Source organism: Prosthecomicrobium pneumaticum, assembly GCF_014199915.1.
GTDB classification, from domain to species: Bacteria; Pseudomonadota; Alphaproteobacteria; order Rhizobiales; family Kaistiaceae; genus Prosthecomicrobium; species Prosthecomicrobium pneumaticum.
Map to the genome: position 1 here is coordinate 22238 of NZ_JACHOO010000002.1, position 15314 is coordinate 37551.

The following is a 15314-nucleotide window of genomic DNA, read 5'->3' on the forward strand; positions in this document are numbered from 1 at the left end:
CGCTAACGATCGTGACCGCATGATGGCGCCCCGCGTGTTTCGAGTACGGGTGCCGCGTTTCCATGTCGCCTCCCCACCTTTCGGACGGAATAGTGGCCCTCGCCCTCTCCACCGGTGAACACCGCGATGCGGCGCTCCTGCGGGCGGCGACCGATCTCTACGTCCAGCAGGCGGCGCACGATCTCGACGAACAGCGGCGCTTCGCCGAGATGGCGCTGCACTTCCTGCCCAAGGTGAGCGCGCGCGACCGGGCCTATGTCGCCGACCGGCTGGCGGACTGCATCGACGCGCCGCCGGCCGTGCTGCGCCTGCTCGGCAGGGATCTGATCGAGGTGGCGACGCCGGTGCTCCTCCATTCGGCGGTGCTCTCCTCCTTCGACCTGCTCGCCGTGATGGCCGGCGCCGGGCCGCTGCACTACCGGCTGATCGCCCGCCGGCCCGGGCTGCCGGCGGACGTCGCGACGGCGCTCCGGCTGACCGGCGACGCCGAGACGATCGCCCTGCTCGACGGCCGCGACGTGCCCCCGGCCGAGGCGCCGATGGACGTCCCGATGGCCGAGACCACCCTCCCGAAGGCCGCCGAGCCGGCGCCTGCCGCTCCGGCGGCCGGCGTTGCGGCGCCCTCCGACACGGCGAGCCCGGCGCTCGCCCCGACGGCCGCTGCGCCGCCTTCCGGACCGGTCTCCTCCCGCGAGCAGGTGCGGGCGATGACGGCGGACCTCGCCGCCGAGCTCGCCGCGCTCGCCGCCCGACCGGTGGCCCCCGGGGCCGTCGCTCCCGCCGCCGATCCGGCCGGCCCCGCGGCGCCGCAGCCCGACCGGATCGATGCGGACGCGCTGCTGCGGCGCGACAGCGCGGCCATCGAGCCGCGCCCGGCCGCCCGTCCCACGGAGAGCGGTGCGCGGACGCGTGCCGAAGCCGCCTTCCGCGCTGCGAGCGCGGCGGCGGCCGTGCCCGCCCTCGCACGGCAGCGCCGCCGCGCGGCCCTCATCGAGACGCTCTCCGCCGGCCTCGGCCTGTCGCCCGAACGGGTGACGGCGATGGTCGACGACCCTTCCGGCGAGCCGCTCGTCGTGCTCCTGAAGGCGATCGGCCTGCCCGACGCCGAGGCGCTCAAGGCGCTTCTCCTCGTCAACGACCGGATCGGCGAAGCGGTGTCGGCGTTCTTCCGGCTGGCCGACTGGCAGGCCGGGCTCGAGACCGGCGCGGCGGAGACGCTGGTGCGCGGCTGGCGAGGTGCACCCTCGGGCCCGCGGCCGGCGCGGCATCAGCCGGTCTATGAGGAGGGCCGGCCGGTGCGCGGCGGCGCGGCGGCGCCCGCCCGCCCCGCCGAGCGCGGCGCCGCGGCCCGGCGCGAGCGCGGCAGCGGCGCCGCCTGATCAGTCCGGAACGATGTCGAGGAAGGCGCGGCCCGCGCGGTCCTCGATCTCGACCACCCAGAGATCGGGATCGAAGCGTGTCTCGGCGGCGAGCCGCTCGATGACCCTCGGCCGCTCGGCGGACGTCTCCATCGCCCGGAACAGCCGGTCGCGCGGCCGCTCGTCGCCGAAGGCGGTCTGCGCCGCGGGGCCGTAGAGATCGGCCGTTCCGTCGAGCCGGTCGACGACGACGAAGATCGCTCCGGCCTCCTCCGACCCGCGCCGCGTCACCGCGGCAAAGGCGCCCTCGACGAAGGCGCGGCGCACCAGCGCAGCGACGAAGAAGCCCGATGTCACGCGCGGCGTCATGGCTCTTCTCTCCCCGAGGCGCGCGCCGGCGCGGGCTAGCGCGGCTTCATCGCGCCGATGCGGATCATGGTGGCGATCAGGTCCTCGTCGACGAGACCGGAGATCGGCATGCCGTTGTCGAGTTCGAAGCGGCGGATCGCTTCGGCGGTCGCCTCGCCCATGCGGCCGTCGAGATCGAGCGGCCCGTAGCCGAGGCCGTTCAGCGCCGCCTGCAGCGCGACGACGCGGCCGCGGTCGCGCGGGGCCGGGTGCGGCGCGGGCACCGAGCCGGTCGCCGCCGCGTCGGTACCGGCCGGTGGCGGCTCCGCAGCGCTCCGGGGCTGCGGCGGCGGGGGCACGGCGGCCCGCAGCCGCTCGAGCAGCGCCTCGGTGGGTTCGCCATCCGGGGCGAGACCCTCGCGCCGCTGATAGGCGACGATCGCCGCCTTGGTGCGGCCGCCGGTCAGCCCGTCGACCGGACCGCCATAGAGCGACAGCGCGGCGAGGCTGCGCTGGATCGCCGCGACGCGCGCCTTCTCGGTCTCGCTCGGCGGCGCCTGGGGCAGCGGCGGCGTCGCGGCACGACCAGCCGTCGCGGCAGAGGCGTCCGGCCCCGGCCCGGCTGATGCCGGTGCGGCGGAGACCGCCGCGCCGCGCGTCGCGAAGAAGGGATCGGGGTGGCGCTTGGTCTGCAGGAAGGCGGCGTTGCCGATGATCGCGCCGAGCGTGACGACCGCGATCAGCGTGCCGCCCGCCTCGGCCGGATGGGCCGCGACGAGGCCGGCGAGCCGCCCGAACAGGCCGGGGCTCTCCTCCTCCCTCTTCGTGGCGGGCCGGCGGGCCGGCCGCCCGGTTGCGGCGCGGCGGGGCTCAGGCACGACGTTCGACCCGCTCGGGGAAGGAGGTGCGGCCGTCATCGGGGGCGCGCGGCAGGGTGACCCGGACGGTCGTGCCGCGGCCGAGCGCGCTGTCGATCGTCATCGCGCCGCCCATCAGCGCGGCGAGCCGCCTGACGATCGAGAGGCCGAGGCCGCTGCCCTCCGCCGCGTCCGGCCCCGTCGGCGCGAGGCGGACGAAAGGGGCACCGAGCCGCGGAAGATCCGCGGCGGCGATGCCGATGCCGCGGTCTGCGACCGTCAGCACCACATGCCCGCCTTCGGCTGCCGCGGAGACGAGGATGACGCCGCCGGGCCGGCTGAATTTCACGGCGTTCGAGAGGAGGTTGAGGACGATACGCCGGCATGCCGCGCGGTCGGCGTGCACCTCCGGCAGGCCGGGCGCGAGGTCGAGCCGCAGCGTCACGCCGCGCTGCCGTGCCTGATGGCCGATCATCGCACGCGCCGCCTCCACCACGGCGGTGAGCGCGACCGGTTCCGGAACGATCTCGGTTTCGCCGGCCTCGAGCCGGCCCAAGTCGAGGAAGCCGTCGACGATCTCGAGGAGATGCGCTCCCGAAATGCGGATCAGCGCGGCATAATCGCTCTGCCGGGCGCGGGCGGATGAGGCATCCCGACCCTCCTCGAGCAATTCGGCGAAGCCGAGAATGGCGTTGAGCGGGGTGCGCAGCTCGTGGCCGAGCGTCGCGAGGAAGGCGCTCCGCTCGGTCTCGGCCGCGGCGAGCCGCCGCTCGGTCTCGGCCCGCGCCGTCTCCGCCAGCCGCTCCGCCGCCACCGGCCGCAGCACCGCGGCGACGCCCGGCGCGCCCGCCGTATCGCGCATCGGACGGGCGCTGAGCTCCGCCTCGAAGACGTCGCCCGCAGCGGTGCGCAGGCGCACCCCCGCGCGAACCGTGTCGCCCGTACGGTCGGCCTCCGAGAGCGCGGTGAGGAAGGCCGGCCGGTCGGCGACATGGACATGGGCGAGGAGCCCCGCTTCCGCGAGCTGCGCGGGCGGGACGCCGAGCAGCGTGCGCGCCGCGGAGGAGGCATGGAGCACCGCCCCGTTCCGCGCATGCAGCGTGACGAGCCGGTCCTCGAGCCCCTCCGCGATCAGCCGGTAGCGCGCCTCGGCCTCGGCCGCGGCGGCGCGCGCGGCGCGCCCGCGGGCGAGGATGCCGAACGCCAGCAGGCCGGCATGGCCGAACGCCGCGGCAGCGAGCGCGATCTGCAGCGACAGAGCGGGCGGCGCGGCAGGAGCGGTTGCGAGCACGTCCTCGATCGCGAGCGCGGCAAGACCGATGGCGCCGATCCCGGCGGCGAGCGCGGCGACCCGGCGCGAGCCGACGAGCGCCGCTCGTATCGGCAGCAGAACGAGCCAGACGAGCGCCGGTGAGGCGAGCCCCCCGGTGTTCCGCGCGAGCCAGACGGTGAACAGCGCGAGCGTTGCGGCGGAGGCGAGCTGCGCCCGGTCGAGCCGGCCGGTCGTCGAGAGGAGCGCCGCGGCGGCGAGCGGCGCGGCGACCAGAAGGAGGAGCGCCGCGGGCGCCCGCTCCGCCGCCGGAGCGCCGGCGGCGAGCCAGAGCGGCAGGGCGGCGAGAGCGGCGAGACCGATGCCGAGATGGACGGCGAGAAAAGCGCGATGACGGGCGGCGGCCGCGGGCTCGGCCACGCAGACGTGGACGAGGCCATCGAGGCGGCGCGACAGACGCTCCAGGATTTCCGTCAAACGCAACACGACCGGTTTCGCCCGTCCCGCTTCTCGGCCTTGGCCATCCCGTGCGGCGGGGCGATTCCCCCTTCCCGCGACCGTGCCGATGATCGCATCCGCCCGCTTAAGGGAACGCTAAGGCGGGCGTGTGGCGCCCCCGAGGCCGCGGCCTGTGCCCCGAACGAGCCGATCGCTCAAATTCGAACGATCGGCTGAACCGCTCCTTCAGTCGCTGCGTTGCACAAGTGTGTCCGCCGGATGTGTTGGTGACGGCGAGGTGTGCGATGTTCCTGTTGCGTGCGGTGTTCTGGCTTTCGATCGTGGTGATGCTGCTCCCGGGCGATCCCGAACGGGGAACGGAGGCGCCGCGGGTCGGCGCGCTCGAGGCGCTGATCGCGGCGCGGGCGACGATCGCCGACCTGTCCGGCTTCTGCGTCCGGGCGCCGGAGGCCTGCAAGACCGGTGGCGCGGCGCTCGCCGCCCTCGGCGAGAAGGCCCGCTACGGCGCTGGGCTGCTCATTCGCTCGCTCGGCTCCTCCTTGGCCGAATCGGCGGCGCCGCTGCCGACGGAGCTGCGCGGCACGCTGACGCCGGACGACCGCACGCCGCAATGGCGCCCGGGCGGCGACGTCTGATCCGGGCGCGGTTCCCTTCCCCGATGCGCGACGCTATATGGCGGGCATGAGCGCCGTCGTCCAGCCCGCCCCGATCGACCGTCTGGTCGAGGATTTCGAATTCCTCGAGAGCTATGACGACCGGATCGAATATCTGATCGAACTCGGCCGCAGCCTGCCGGACTTCCCCGCCGCGGCGCGGAATGCGGAGAACAAGGTCCAGGGCTGCGCCAGCCAGGTCTGGCTGGTGCCGACGGTCGTGCCTGGTCCCGACGGTCCGCATCTCGATTTCATCGGCGACAGCGACGCGCTGATCGTGCGCGGTCTCGTCGCCATTGTGCTCGCCCTCTTCTCCGGCCGCAGCGCGCGCTCGATCCTCGACACCGATGCCGAGGCGGTGTTTTCGCGGATGAACCTGCGCGAACACCTGACCGCCCAGCGCTCGAACGGACTGCGCTCCATGGTCGACCGCATCAAGACCACAGCGCGCGCGGCGCTCGCGGCCGGCTAACGGGCGAGGCACGCCGGCGACTGCAAGCCCCGGGGATGCGGAAGCCCCCTCTCCCGCCCCGCGGGAGAGGGCAGGGGTGAGGGTCTTCTCTTCGTTTGCCGCGCGGGGAGAGCCACCCTCGCCCGCCCTCAGGAGCCGGGGGCGCGGGCCTTCGGCTCAATCGGCCCTGGGGCGGTAATCCTCGGCGCCCCAGTGACGGATTGGCGCGCCCGCACCGCCGCGGGCCGTCGCTGCGAGACCGTAGTGGCGGGCGAGTGCGGCGAGCGCCAGACGCAGGACGAGCTTGCCCGAGCGGCGCGGCCAGTCCTGCGTCAGTTCGACCTCCTCGATCCCGCGCAGGAAGCAGCAGACGTCGAGGAGCACGCCGGCGAGCTCCGGGCCGACCGCGGCGAGCGCCCGATCGACGCGCAACCGGGCGGCCAGCGCGGCATCGGCGATGTCGGCCATGCCGCCCGAATCACCCGAACGTCGCCCTTGCGCAACGGTCGCGCCCCAGTTCGCCGTCACCCGCGGCATCATCTGGCCGCGGGTGAAATCGGCCCTCAGTCGCTCGCCGGCGGCGAAGGCCGCCTCGTCGATCAGCGGCTTGCCGGCCTTGTCGCTGCGGCTGCGCAACCAGGCGATCGGGCTCTCGGCGACATTGACGAGGACCGGCCGCACGCCGGCCCCCTCGTCGAGCGGCAGCACGCGTGTGTCGCGGTGCTGCGCGGCGAAATCGCCGCCCGCGAGCGCACGCCGCAAGGCCGACGCACCCGCGGAGGAGAGCGCCAGGCCGCCCTCCTCCATCGGCGCGACGAGGCCGGCGCTCCGCAGCCGGGCGACGGCGGCCGGGTCCGCCATCCCCTCCTCCCCCGCGGCGACGAGCCGCCAGCCGCCATCCGGCCCTTCGAGGAGACGGGCACCGGCGGCACCGAGACGACGGAGCAGCCGCAGGGCCGGACGTCCAACGGCCGCCGAGCGCGCGGCCCCGGCCCCGCGACGAGGAGATACGGCGGGACGATTCTTTTCTTCCATTCCGGGCTCCCTTCGATCTAGGATTATTTTCCTAACACGGGTCTTGCCGGCGGAGCAATCGGCGATTGCGTCGTCCGGCGGCCGAACGGGAGGTTCAGCGATGACGGACGGAATGGCGACGGCGCGGCGGGAGGATGTGACGGGGGATGCGGCGGCGCGAATCGGCTGGCGGCAGCGGGCCGAGGCTGCGCTCGGCACGACGCTGGCCGCGGGGAGAATGGCCTATTGTCGTGAGAAGACCTTGCCGCGGCTGCTCCCGATCGGGCCGCGCGAACTCGCCGAACAGGGTCCGGAGGCGGACCGGCGCATCGTCGCCCGGCTCGCCCGCGCCCTGCGGGCCGAGCGCAATCGCGGCCGGGCGGGGCACTGGACCTACGACCTCAACCGCCACATCGCGCTGCACCAGGCCTATCTGGCCGAACGGGCGCGGCTCGGCGGGCTCAGGGGCGTGGCGGGGGCAAGGGCGGGATCGCCTCCGCCCGCCGGGACGGCGCGTTGATCGGCGCCCCGTCGGCCGCCGCACTGGCGTCTTCGGGGATCGCACCGCCGGGCGCGCGGGCAAGGAGCGACGCCTCGCCATGCCGCCGCGGCAGCGGCGGCGTGTCGGCCGGGGCGGCCTCGGCCGTCCGCGGGGCCGGCGGCGCAACCTCGCCGAGGCTGTCGAGGCTGAAGGCGTCGACCTGCGGCCGTTCCGGCCGAATCAGGATGCCGGCGACACGCCAGCGGCCCTCCACGAACTGGTAGGCGAGATCGAAGGCGAGATCGAAATTCGGCGTCGGCACCCGTCCGACGAGCCGCAATATGCCGCGCTCGTCGATGGCGGGCGCCGACTGCAGGCGCGGCTCTGCGACGGCGACGAAGCCGAAATCCCGGCCGGGCTGCCGCCAGGGACGGAAGGCCTGGGAGAGAAAATCGGCGGAGTTGCTCTGGACGAAGGCCGGCGTGCCGAGCATGCGCAGCACGCTGTAGTCATCCGTCAGATTGGCCTGGTCGACGGCGATCAACGTCGAGCGGACGAGCGCCAGCGCAGCCGGCAGGGAGGGCGGCGGAGGAGCGGCGCCCTGTGCAGCGGCCTGCCCTGCAGACACCGCGAGCCAAGCCATCAGAACCAAAATCAGCCGCTGCACCCGGTCATCCCCCGATATCGAGCCCCATGGTCCGCTCTGCGCGCCGTCCGCCCGGCGCGGGCGACAAACTAGCAGAGCCGATCGGCAAAGGGCCAGCGAGGCCGCTCCATGCGCCGACAAACAGGCATGAAAAAGGCCGGGACGAGCCCGGCCTCTTCAAACGTCGCGATCGACGCGGCCTCAGCGGCGCTTGCGCTGCTGGCCGAGGCCCATCTTCTTGGCGAGCTCCGAGCGCGCCTGGGCATAGTTCGGCGCGACCATCGGATAATCGGCCGGCAGGCCCCACTTCTCGCGGTAATCTTCCGGCGAGAGGTCGTAATGGGTGCGCAGATGGCGCTTCAGCGACTTGAACTTCTTCCCGTCCTCGAGGCAGATGATGTAGTCCGGAAAGACGGATTTCTTCGGGTTGACGGCCGGCTTCAGCGGCTCCGGCTCGGGCTGGACCACGCCGGAATTGGTGCGGTTCAGCGCCTGATAGACCTCGGCGATGAGGCCGGGCAATTCGGCCGCAGAGATCGAATTGTTGCTGACATAGGCCGAAACGATATCGGCCGCGAGATCGATCAGGTCGGTACCTGCCACCTTGTCGGTCATGGCGCTTCCTTGGTTCTACCTCAGGTTCACGATGGGGAACGTCGAAACGCCGGAACGGCGCAGAGATCAACTTCCCCCATATCGGCGGGTCGAGACCGGTCTCGATCTGCTGCCCGGCCGGCAGTGCTTCGTTACTTGGGTCTCCTATAGGAGCATGATCTGAGAAAGACAAGCCGTATTCGCGAACGACCGATTGTATGGATTTCTTCCAGTTCGCGCCGCTTTCGTCTGACCTTCGAACAGCCGATCGCGCGTGGCGCTTCAGATATAGGCGAGAAGCAAGGTCGCGCCGAGAAGAATAGCGGCCGAGAGCGCCATGCTGCCGGTCGGCCAGTTGCGCCCGAGCGCGCCCTGCGGGCCGTGTTGCCGTTCGAGCCCGGCGAGCGCGTTGCGCAAGACCGCGACGACACCGGCGCGGGCGCGGCCATAGGTCGCGACCGGCCGGCCGAGCCACCGCGCGACGACACGCCAGAGCGGTGTGCGCCACAGCGAATCGATGTCGTGCAGCGTCGCCGCGCCGGGCAGGATCACCGCCCGCGCGAGGAGAAGAACGAGCGCGGCCGCGGCGAGCACGGCGAGCTGGAAGACGATGTGATCGGGCGTCAGAACGGCGATGGCGCCGGTGCCGGGGATACGGCCGAGCAACGCCGCGGGCACGAAGCCGATCGCCAGCGTCAGGGCCGCGAGGAGCACCATCGGCGCGAGCCGGGACGGGGACGGATCGGCCAAGGGGCGCGCCGCGGCCCCCGTCTCGATCAGAAGGAGCGGGCGGCAGACGGCATAGAGGAAGGTTGCCGCCGAACTCGCCGTCAGCAGGAACCAGGCGAAGGCCGCCCCTTCCTTGCCGAGCGCGGCGGAGAGCGCCGATTTCGAGACGAAGCCGGCGGTGAGCGGCAGGCCGGAGAGCGCGAGCGCCCCGATCGCGAGGACGAGCGCGGTCACCGGCATCGATCGCCGGAAGGGGCCGATCGCGCCGAGCGGCGTGCGGCCCTGCGCGTCGACGAGGCCGCCGGCCGCCATCATCATCATCGCCTTGTAGACGACATGGGCGAAGGCGTGCAGCGCCGCGGCGGCGAGCGCGAGCGCCGAGCCGGTGCCGACGGCCATCAGCATGATGCCGACCTGGCCGACGATCGAATAGGAGAGCAGCGCGCGCAGATCGCGCGTGTTGAGCGCGTAGATCGCGCCATAGACGACCGTCGCCGCGCCGAAGACGACGAGCGCCGATTCGCCCGGGAACAGGCGGATGAGCCCATAGACCGCCGCCTTGGTGGTGAAGGCGGAGAGAAAGACCGCGCCGGACCAGCTCGCCTTCGGATAGGCGTCCGCCACCCAGAACGAGAACGGGAAGGCGCCGGCATTGACGAGGAGCCCGGCGAGCAGCAGCCCGCGGGCGAGCGGGCCGGCCTCGGCGACGGCGGCGAACGTCGTCACCCCGCCCGCGCTCGCCGCCGCGGCGCCGGCGATCAGCAGCGCGCCGGCGAAGGCGTGCACCGCCGCATAGCGAAGCGCCGCGGCGCGCCGGCCGCCCGACCAGACGACGAGCGTCGAGCCGACCGCGAGCAGTTCGAAGAAGATCGTGAAGGTGACGAGATCGCCCGCAAAGACGATGCCGAGCGCCGCGCCGGCATAGAGGAGCGCGGCGGCGCGCTCGAGCGGGTTGCGCTGCGCGAGCGCATGGACGATGCCGGCGAGTGCGGCGATGGCGAAAGCGGCGCCGAACAGCCGCGCCGCCGGATCGACGGCGACGGTGACGAGGCGGAAACCGAGCCAGCCGATTCGCCCGCCCTCCCGGTCCGGCAGCAGGAGCACCAGCCCCAGCGCCGCGACCGCCGCGGCGACGGAGACCGCGTCGCGCGCGCGGCCGCGCAGCAGCACCGCGAGCGCCGCGCCGAGAAGGAGCGGAAGAGCCGGGCTGACGGCCTCAATCATCGTCGAACGCTCCGCGGGCGATGAGCCGCCCCGCCGCGGCACCGAGCGCCAAGGTGGCGAGCGCCGCGAGCCCGCCGAATGCCAGAGCAAAGCCCGGCAGGCCGTCGATGCCGAAATAGGGATGGTGCGCGACGAGGAAATCGGCCCCGAGGAGAAGAGCGACGACGGCCGCGAGCACGAGAACCGCGCGGCGAAGAATGGCGGGGATCATGGGCGGGCCTCCACGGCCATGCGGGCGAGTTCGTAGGGCACGGCGGGGAAGAGGAAGAGGAGCACCGTGCCGATCCCGGTCGCGGCGAGCGCGGCGACGGCCGGCCAGGGCGCCTCGCCGTGCTCGGGCCCGGTCGCGGGCCTCGCATAGGCGCGCCAGACGATCGGCAGCAGATAGAGCGCGTTGAGCACGGTCGAGGCGACGATCGCCGCCACCGCGACCGCCGAGCCGGCGGACACAGCGCCGCCGATCATGAACCATTTGCTCGCGAAGCCGATCGTCGGCGGCAGGCCGATCATCGACAGCACACCGAGCGTGAAGGCCGCCATCGTCACCGGCATGCGCCGGCCGATGCCGTCGAGCTGGCTGACCTTGGTCCGATGCGCCGCGGTATAGATCGCGCCGGCAGCGAAGAAGAGGGTGATCTTCGACACCCCGTGCGCGGCGATGTGGAGCGCACCGCCGAGCGTGCTCGCCGGCGTCGCGAGCGCGGCCGCGAGCACGACATAGCCGAGCTGGCCGATCGTCGAATAGGCGAGCCGGCGCTTCAGATCGTCCTGGAAGAGCGCCACCACGGAGGCCGCGACGACGGTGAAGGCGGCGACGAAGACCAGCCAGTCGGCCGCGCCCGTCGCCTCGAGGTAATCGAGGCCGAAAACGTCGAGCACCACCTTCAAGACGACGAACACACCCGCCTTGACGACCGCGACGGCGTGCAGCAGCGCCGAGACGGGTGTCGGCGCCACCATCGCCGCCGGCAGCCAGCGGTGCAGCGGCATCACCGCCGCCTTCGCCGCGCCGAAGACGAAGAAGCCGAGCAGGACCGGCGCCATCCAGGGAGCGATCCGGTCGGCGAGGATGCCGCCGGGACGGAAGTCGAACGTGCCCGCCGCGAGCCCGGTCAGGAGGATCGCCGGCAGCAGGAAGAGCATCGAGGCCGAAACGAGGATCAGCAGATAGACCCGGCCGGCGGCGATCGCCTTCTGGTCCCGCTTGTGGGTGACGAGCGGATAGGTCGAGAAGGTCAGGAGCTCGTAAAAAAGGAAGAGGGTCAGGAGGTTCTTCGAATAGGCGAGGCCCATCGTCGCGAAGAGCGCGATCGCGAAGCAGACATAGAAGCCCGTCTGCCGCTTCTCGTCATTGCCGCGCATGTAGCCGATCGAATAGACCGAATTGGCGATCCAGAGCGTCGAGGCGACGAGCGCGAAGAGCATGCCGAGCGGCTCGACCGCGAGCGCCAGAGCGACGCCCGGGAACGGTTCGGCGAGCACGAGTTCAGGCCGGCCACCCGAAAAGACGTCGCGGGCGATGAGAACCGTGACGAGGAAGAGCGTCGCGGCGCCGAGGAGCGTCACCGCCTCGCGCAGGTTCGGCCGCGCCGCGAAGAGCGCGACGCCGAGCGCCGTCGTCGCCGGGACGAGCAGCGCGGCGAGGAGAAGGACGGGGCCGCTCATCGCGCGCCCCCGAACAGGCCGACCGTCGCGGCCTGCGCGAGGCCGGCGGTGAAGCGCGTGTCGAGGCCGAACCAGATCGTCGCCGCGGCGAGCGCGAGGGTCGGCAGGAGGAGTTCGAGCGGCGCCTCGGCGACCGGCGCCGCATCGGCCGGGCGCGGCCGCAGCCAGATCAGTTCGACGAGCCGGCCGACATAGAGAAGCGCGAGGATCGAACTCGCGACGATGAGGAGCGCGAGCCAGGGCATGCCCGCTTCGAGCGCGCCCTTGATCAGATACCATTTGCTGACGAACCCCGCCGTGCCCGGCACGCCGATCAGGCCGAGCCCGGCGACCGTCAGGGCCGCCATGGTCGCCGGCATCGCCCGGCCGAGCCCGGCGAAGGCCTCGAGCCGGCAGGTGCCGAGCCGGAACACGACGGCGCCGACGGCCATGAAGGCCGCCCCCTTCATCATCGCGTGGTTCAAGAGATGGACGAGGCCGCCGGTCAGCCCGGCGGCATTGCCGAGCGCGAGGCCGAGCGTCGCATAGCCGATCTGGCCGACGGAAGAATAGGCGAGCAGGCGCTTCACGTCGCTCTGGAAGATCGCCACCGTCGAGGCGCCGAAGGCGGCGGCGAGCGACAGCGCGATCAACAGCGCCCCGGTCGGCAGCGCTTCGAAGACGAAAGCCGCCCCGAACACCGAGAAGACGTAGCGGAAGAGCAGGTAGACGGCGACCTTGGTCGCCGTCGCGCCGAGGAAAACGGTCGCGAAGGACGGCGCATAGGCATAGGCGTTCGGCAGCCAGAGATGGAGCGGGAAGAGCGCGACCTTCATCGCGATGCCGACAAGGACGAAGGCGAGTCCGGTGACGACGGCGCGCGCCGCTTCCGCCTCGCCGAGCCGCTCGGCGATCAGCGACAGGTTGAGCGTGCCGGTCGCGAGGAACAGGAAGCCGACGCCGATGACATAGAAGGTCGCGCCGATCGTGCCGATGATCAGATATTGATAGGCGGCGACGAGCGCCCGCCTGTCGCGCCCGAGCGCGATCATCGCATAGGTGGCGAGCGATGAAATCTCGAGGAAGACGAAGGCATTGAAGGCGTCGTTGGTGAGCGCGATGCCGATCAGGCCGGTGAGGCAGAGCAGATAGAGCGCGTAGAACCAGGCGACCCGGCCGACGGGCAGCTCGCTCGCCACCGAACGGCGCGCATAGACGGTGGCGACCGCCGCGGTGACGCCGAGGAGCAGCAGGATCGGCACGTTGAGCGCATCGACGCGATATTCGATGCCGACATCGGGCGCCCAGCCGCCGAGCCGGTAGGAGATCGGCCCGCCCGCCGAGACGGCGACGGCGAGATCGATGGCGAGCGCCGCGACGGCGAACCCGCAGGCGAGCGCGACCGCGAAGGCCGGGCCGGGGCGCCGCACGAGCGCGGCGAGCACGGCGCCGAAGAGCGGCACCACCACCATCAGGACGGGGGCGTGCTCCCTCATCGGGCGCCCTTCCCCGCCCGGCGGGGCGGACGGGACGCCGCACGGTCCTCGCGCTTCACGGTCGCTTCGTCGCGCGCGAAGATCTCGTCCTCCTCGATCGAGCCATAGGCCTCGTTGATGCGCACCACGAGGGCGAGACCGACCGCGAGCGTCGCGATGCCGACGACGATCGCCGTCAGGATCAGGACGTGCGGCAGCGGGTTGGAATAGATCGCGAAGCGCGGATCGACGACCGGCGCCGTGCCGCCGAGGATCTTTCCGGGCGTCAGATAGAGCAGATAGACCGAGCTCTGGAAGAGCGACAGGCCGATCAGCTTCTTCACCATGTTGCCGCGGGCGATCACCACATAGAGCCCGGCGACCATCAGAAGAATGGCGATGTACAGATTGTAATGGCCGGCGATGTTGCCGAGCCGGGCAAGGAGATCAGTCATTCCTTGATCCCCCGGCCGGCAAAGGCATAGAAGATCGCGAGCATGGTCGAGAACACGGTGATGAAGACACCGGCCTCGACGAGGAAAACGCCCCATTCCTGGCCGTGCACCGCATCGTGCGCGAGCTTGTCGTAGTCGAGATAGTTGTCGCCGAGCAGCAGGCCGGCAACGCCGACGGCGGCGAAGACGAGCACGCCGAGCGGCACCATGGTCTCGACGGCGGCGACCGGCACGAGGCGCTGCGCCGCCGAAAGGCCGTAGACCAGACCGTAGAGGATGACCGCGCCGGCCGCGATCGCCCCGGCCTGGAAGCCGCCGCCGGGGCCGTAATCGCCGTGGAACTGCACATAGAGCGCGAAGACGAGCATCAACGGCAGGATGAGCTTCGCCGCGACACGCAGCACGATGTCGAGCCGCATCAGCCGCCCCTCCGCTTGAGGAGCGCGAGCACGGCGAGCGCCCCGGCGAAGACGACCACCGTCTCGCCGAGCGTATCGAAGCCGCGATAGGAGCCGAGCACGGCGGTGACGACGTTGGGAATGCCGGTCTCGGCCGGCACGCGGGCTATGTAGTCCGGCCCAGCGCGGTGCATCGGCGTCTCGGCGATGCCGAAGGGCGGCAGGTCGGAGACGCCGAAGAGCAGCGCCGCGCCGGTGATGCCGGCGACGGCGAGCGGCAGCAGCGCGCTGCGGCGGGGCGGCGCCTCGGTGGTCTTCGTCAGATGGAGGGCGGAGAGGAACAGCACGGCCGAGATGCCGGCGCCGACCGCCGCCTCGGTCATCGCCACATCGACCGCGTCGAGCACCAGCATGACGCTCGCCATCAGGAAGGAGAAGGCGGAGAGGAGGACGACGGCGGCGAACAGGCTGCGGGTCCGCACCACAGCGACGAGGACGGCGGCGAGGAGCGTCAGGAGGACGAGGATGACGATCGATTCCATGCCGTCAGCGCCCCCGCCGCGGCGGGCTCTTCGCCCGTTTGGCGGCCGGCGGATCGCCCGGACGCTCGTCCCGCCCGTCTTCGAGCGCGACCGAGCGGGCGCCCGCCTTCAGCGCGGCGCGGGCGATCGCGTGGGTCGCGACCGGCCCGGCGAAGAGGAGAAGGAGGAAAAGGAAGACGAGCTTGGCGAGCACCAGCGAGAAGCCCTCGAGCAGCATCAGCCCGACGAGGATGAGGCTGACGCCCGCCGTATCGCTGACGGAGGCGGCGTGCAGCCGGGTGAAGACCTCCGGCATGCGGTTGATGCCGATCGCCCCGACGACGAAGAAGAACGCGCCGGACAGAATGAAGAGCGCCGCAGCGCCCTCGCGCAACAGGTCGATCACCGCTCGCCCTCCCCGCCCTCGACCCGGCCTTCGGCGCCGAGCGCACCGTGGTCGAAGAATTTCAGCACGGCGAAGGTGCCGATCAGGTTGAGGAGGGCGTAAGTGAGGCCGAGATCGAGGAAATCGGGCCGGCCGGTCAGATAGCCGGCGAGCGCGACCAGCAGGATGGCGCCGTTGCCGATCGAATTGGTGGCGACCAGCCGGTCGAAAGTGGTCGGCCCCTTCAGAACCCGGACGACCATCAGCGACAGCGCGACGAGCACGGCGAGCATCGCCGCCGCGAGCACGCCGCCGGAAAAGCCGGAGAGGGTCATGCCGGACGTCCCGGCCG

At 72.2% G+C, this 15314-nt stretch carries 19 protein-coding genes; 4 read left to right on the forward strand and 15 right to left on the reverse strand.

Features of this window, described 5'->3' with window-relative positions; all coding sequences use genetic code 11:
• Positions 1-92: 92 nt before the first annotated feature.
• The gene (locus GGQ63_RS03755) at positions 93-1379 is read left to right on the forward strand and encodes a DUF2336 domain-containing protein (protein ID WP_183852709.1); all 1287 of its coding nucleotides are present in this window, start codon (positions 93-95) and stop codon (positions 1377-1379) included.
• Here GGQ63_RS03755 and GGQ63_RS03760 read toward each other — a convergent pair whose 3' ends face one another.
• Genes GGQ63_RS03760 through GGQ63_RS03770 form a run of 3 tightly spaced genes read right to left on the reverse strand, consistent with a single transcriptional unit; the run spans position 1380 to position 4319 of the window.
• A complete protein-coding gene (locus tag GGQ63_RS03760) occupies positions 1380-1727 on the reverse strand; it encodes a DUF1491 family protein (RefSeq protein WP_183852711.1) in 348 nt (115 codons plus the stop codon).
• A 35-nt stretch (positions 1728-1762) separates the two neighbouring features.
• Positions 1763-2584, reverse strand: a complete 822-nt coding sequence (locus GGQ63_RS03765) for a peptidoglycan-binding protein (RefSeq protein ID WP_183852713.1) — start codon at positions 2582-2584, stop codon at positions 1763-1765.
• Entirely contained in the window at positions 2577-4319 is a 1743-nt protein-coding gene (locus GGQ63_RS03770; protein WP_183852715.1) for an ATP-binding protein, read from the reverse strand. Before GGQ63_RS03770 ends, GGQ63_RS03765 begins: the two co-directional genes overlap by 8 nt.
• Positions 4320-4558: 239 nt before the next feature.
• Between GGQ63_RS03770 and GGQ63_RS03775 the strand changes: the two genes are divergently transcribed.
• Both GGQ63_RS03775 and GGQ63_RS03780 read left to right on the forward strand, forming a co-directional pair.
• The gene (locus tag GGQ63_RS03775; RefSeq protein ID WP_183852717.1) at positions 4559-4927 is read left to right on the forward strand and encodes a DUF5330 domain-containing protein; all 369 of its coding nucleotides are present in this window, start codon (positions 4559-4561) and stop codon (positions 4925-4927) included.
• 37 nt (positions 4928-4964) lie between these two features.
• Positions 4965-5417: a SufE family protein gene (locus GGQ63_RS03780; protein WP_246429609.1), complete on the forward strand. Its 453-nt coding sequence runs from the start codon at positions 4965-4967 to the stop codon at positions 5415-5417.
• Positions 5418-5573: 156 nt separating this feature from the next.
• Here the strand turns inward: GGQ63_RS03780 and GGQ63_RS03785 are convergent, their stop codons facing one another.
• Entirely contained in the window at positions 5574-6257 is a 684-nt protein-coding gene (locus GGQ63_RS03785; RefSeq protein ID WP_246429610.1) for a DUF6456 domain-containing protein, read from the reverse strand.
• A 274-nt stretch (positions 6258-6531) separates the two neighbouring features.
• Here GGQ63_RS03785 and GGQ63_RS03790 point away from each other — a divergent pair, with 274 nt between their 5' ends.
• Positions 6532-6930: a hypothetical protein gene (locus GGQ63_RS03790; RefSeq protein WP_246429611.1), complete on the forward strand. Its 399-nt coding sequence runs from the start codon at positions 6532-6534 to the stop codon at positions 6928-6930.
• Here GGQ63_RS03790 and GGQ63_RS03795 read toward each other — a convergent pair.
• The 11 genes from GGQ63_RS03795 to GGQ63_RS03845 all read right to left on the reverse strand — a co-directional run bounded on the left by GGQ63_RS03795 (position 6872) and on the right by GGQ63_RS03845 (position 15297).
• Positions 6872-7558: a hypothetical protein gene (locus tag GGQ63_RS03795; protein ID WP_183852720.1), complete on the reverse strand. Its 687-nt coding sequence runs from the start codon at positions 7556-7558 to the stop codon at positions 6872-6874. The two genes, GGQ63_RS03790 and GGQ63_RS03795, sit on opposite strands and share 59 nt — an antisense overlap.
• A 180-nt stretch (positions 7559-7738) precedes the next feature.
• Complete coding sequence (locus tag GGQ63_RS03800) at positions 7739-8152, reverse strand: Ros/MucR family transcriptional regulator (protein ID WP_183852722.1); 414 nt, start codon at positions 8150-8152, stop codon at positions 7739-7741.
• Positions 8153-8413: 261 nt separating this feature from the next.
• Positions 8414-10084, reverse strand: a complete 1671-nt coding sequence (locus tag GGQ63_RS03805; RefSeq protein ID WP_183852730.1) for a proton-conducting transporter transmembrane domain-containing protein — start codon at positions 10082-10084, stop codon at positions 8414-8416.
• Positions 10077-10295 (reverse strand): hypothetical protein, encoded by a 219-nt coding sequence (locus tag GGQ63_RS03810; protein ID WP_183852732.1) that lies wholly within the window; start codon positions 10293-10295, stop codon positions 10077-10079. Before GGQ63_RS03810 ends, GGQ63_RS03805 begins: the two co-directional genes overlap by 8 nt.
• Entirely contained in the window at positions 10292-11749 is a 1458-nt protein-coding gene (locus tag GGQ63_RS03815) for a proton-conducting transporter transmembrane domain-containing protein (RefSeq protein ID WP_183852734.1), read from the reverse strand. Before GGQ63_RS03815 ends, GGQ63_RS03810 begins: the two co-directional genes overlap by 4 nt.
• The gene (locus GGQ63_RS03820) at positions 11746-13224 is read right to left on the reverse strand and encodes a monovalent cation/H+ antiporter subunit D family protein (RefSeq protein ID WP_183852736.1); all 1479 of its coding nucleotides are present in this window, start codon (positions 13222-13224) and stop codon (positions 11746-11748) included. The genes GGQ63_RS03815 and GGQ63_RS03820 overlap by 4 nt, the downstream gene beginning before the upstream one ends.
• On the reverse strand, positions 13221-13658 hold the full coding sequence (locus tag GGQ63_RS03825; RefSeq protein ID WP_183852738.1) for a cation:proton antiporter subunit C: 438 nt from the start codon (positions 13656-13658) through the stop codon (positions 13221-13223). Before GGQ63_RS03825 ends, GGQ63_RS03820 begins: the two co-directional genes overlap by 4 nt.
• On the reverse strand, positions 13655-14077 hold the full coding sequence (locus tag GGQ63_RS03830; RefSeq protein ID WP_183852740.1) for a Na(+)/H(+) antiporter subunit B: 423 nt from the start codon (positions 14075-14077) through the stop codon (positions 13655-13657). The genes GGQ63_RS03825 and GGQ63_RS03830 overlap by 4 nt, the downstream gene beginning before the upstream one ends.
• On the reverse strand, positions 14077-14598 hold the full coding sequence (locus GGQ63_RS03835; protein ID WP_183852742.1) for a DUF4040 domain-containing protein: 522 nt from the start codon (positions 14596-14598) through the stop codon (positions 14077-14079). The genes GGQ63_RS03830 and GGQ63_RS03835 overlap by 1 nt, the downstream gene beginning before the upstream one ends.
• 4 nt (positions 14599-14602) lie before the next feature.
• Positions 14603-14983, reverse strand: coding sequence for a monovalent cation/H(+) antiporter subunit G (gene mnhG, locus GGQ63_RS03840; RefSeq protein ID WP_343061070.1), 381 nt, complete (start codon positions 14981-14983; stop codon positions 14603-14605).
• A complete protein-coding gene (locus GGQ63_RS03845; protein ID WP_210308382.1) occupies positions 14980-15297 on the reverse strand; it encodes an MrpF/PhaF family protein in 318 nt (105 codons plus the stop codon). The genes mnhG and GGQ63_RS03845 overlap by 4 nt, the downstream gene beginning before the upstream one ends.
• Positions 15298-15314: the final 17 nt, after the last annotated feature.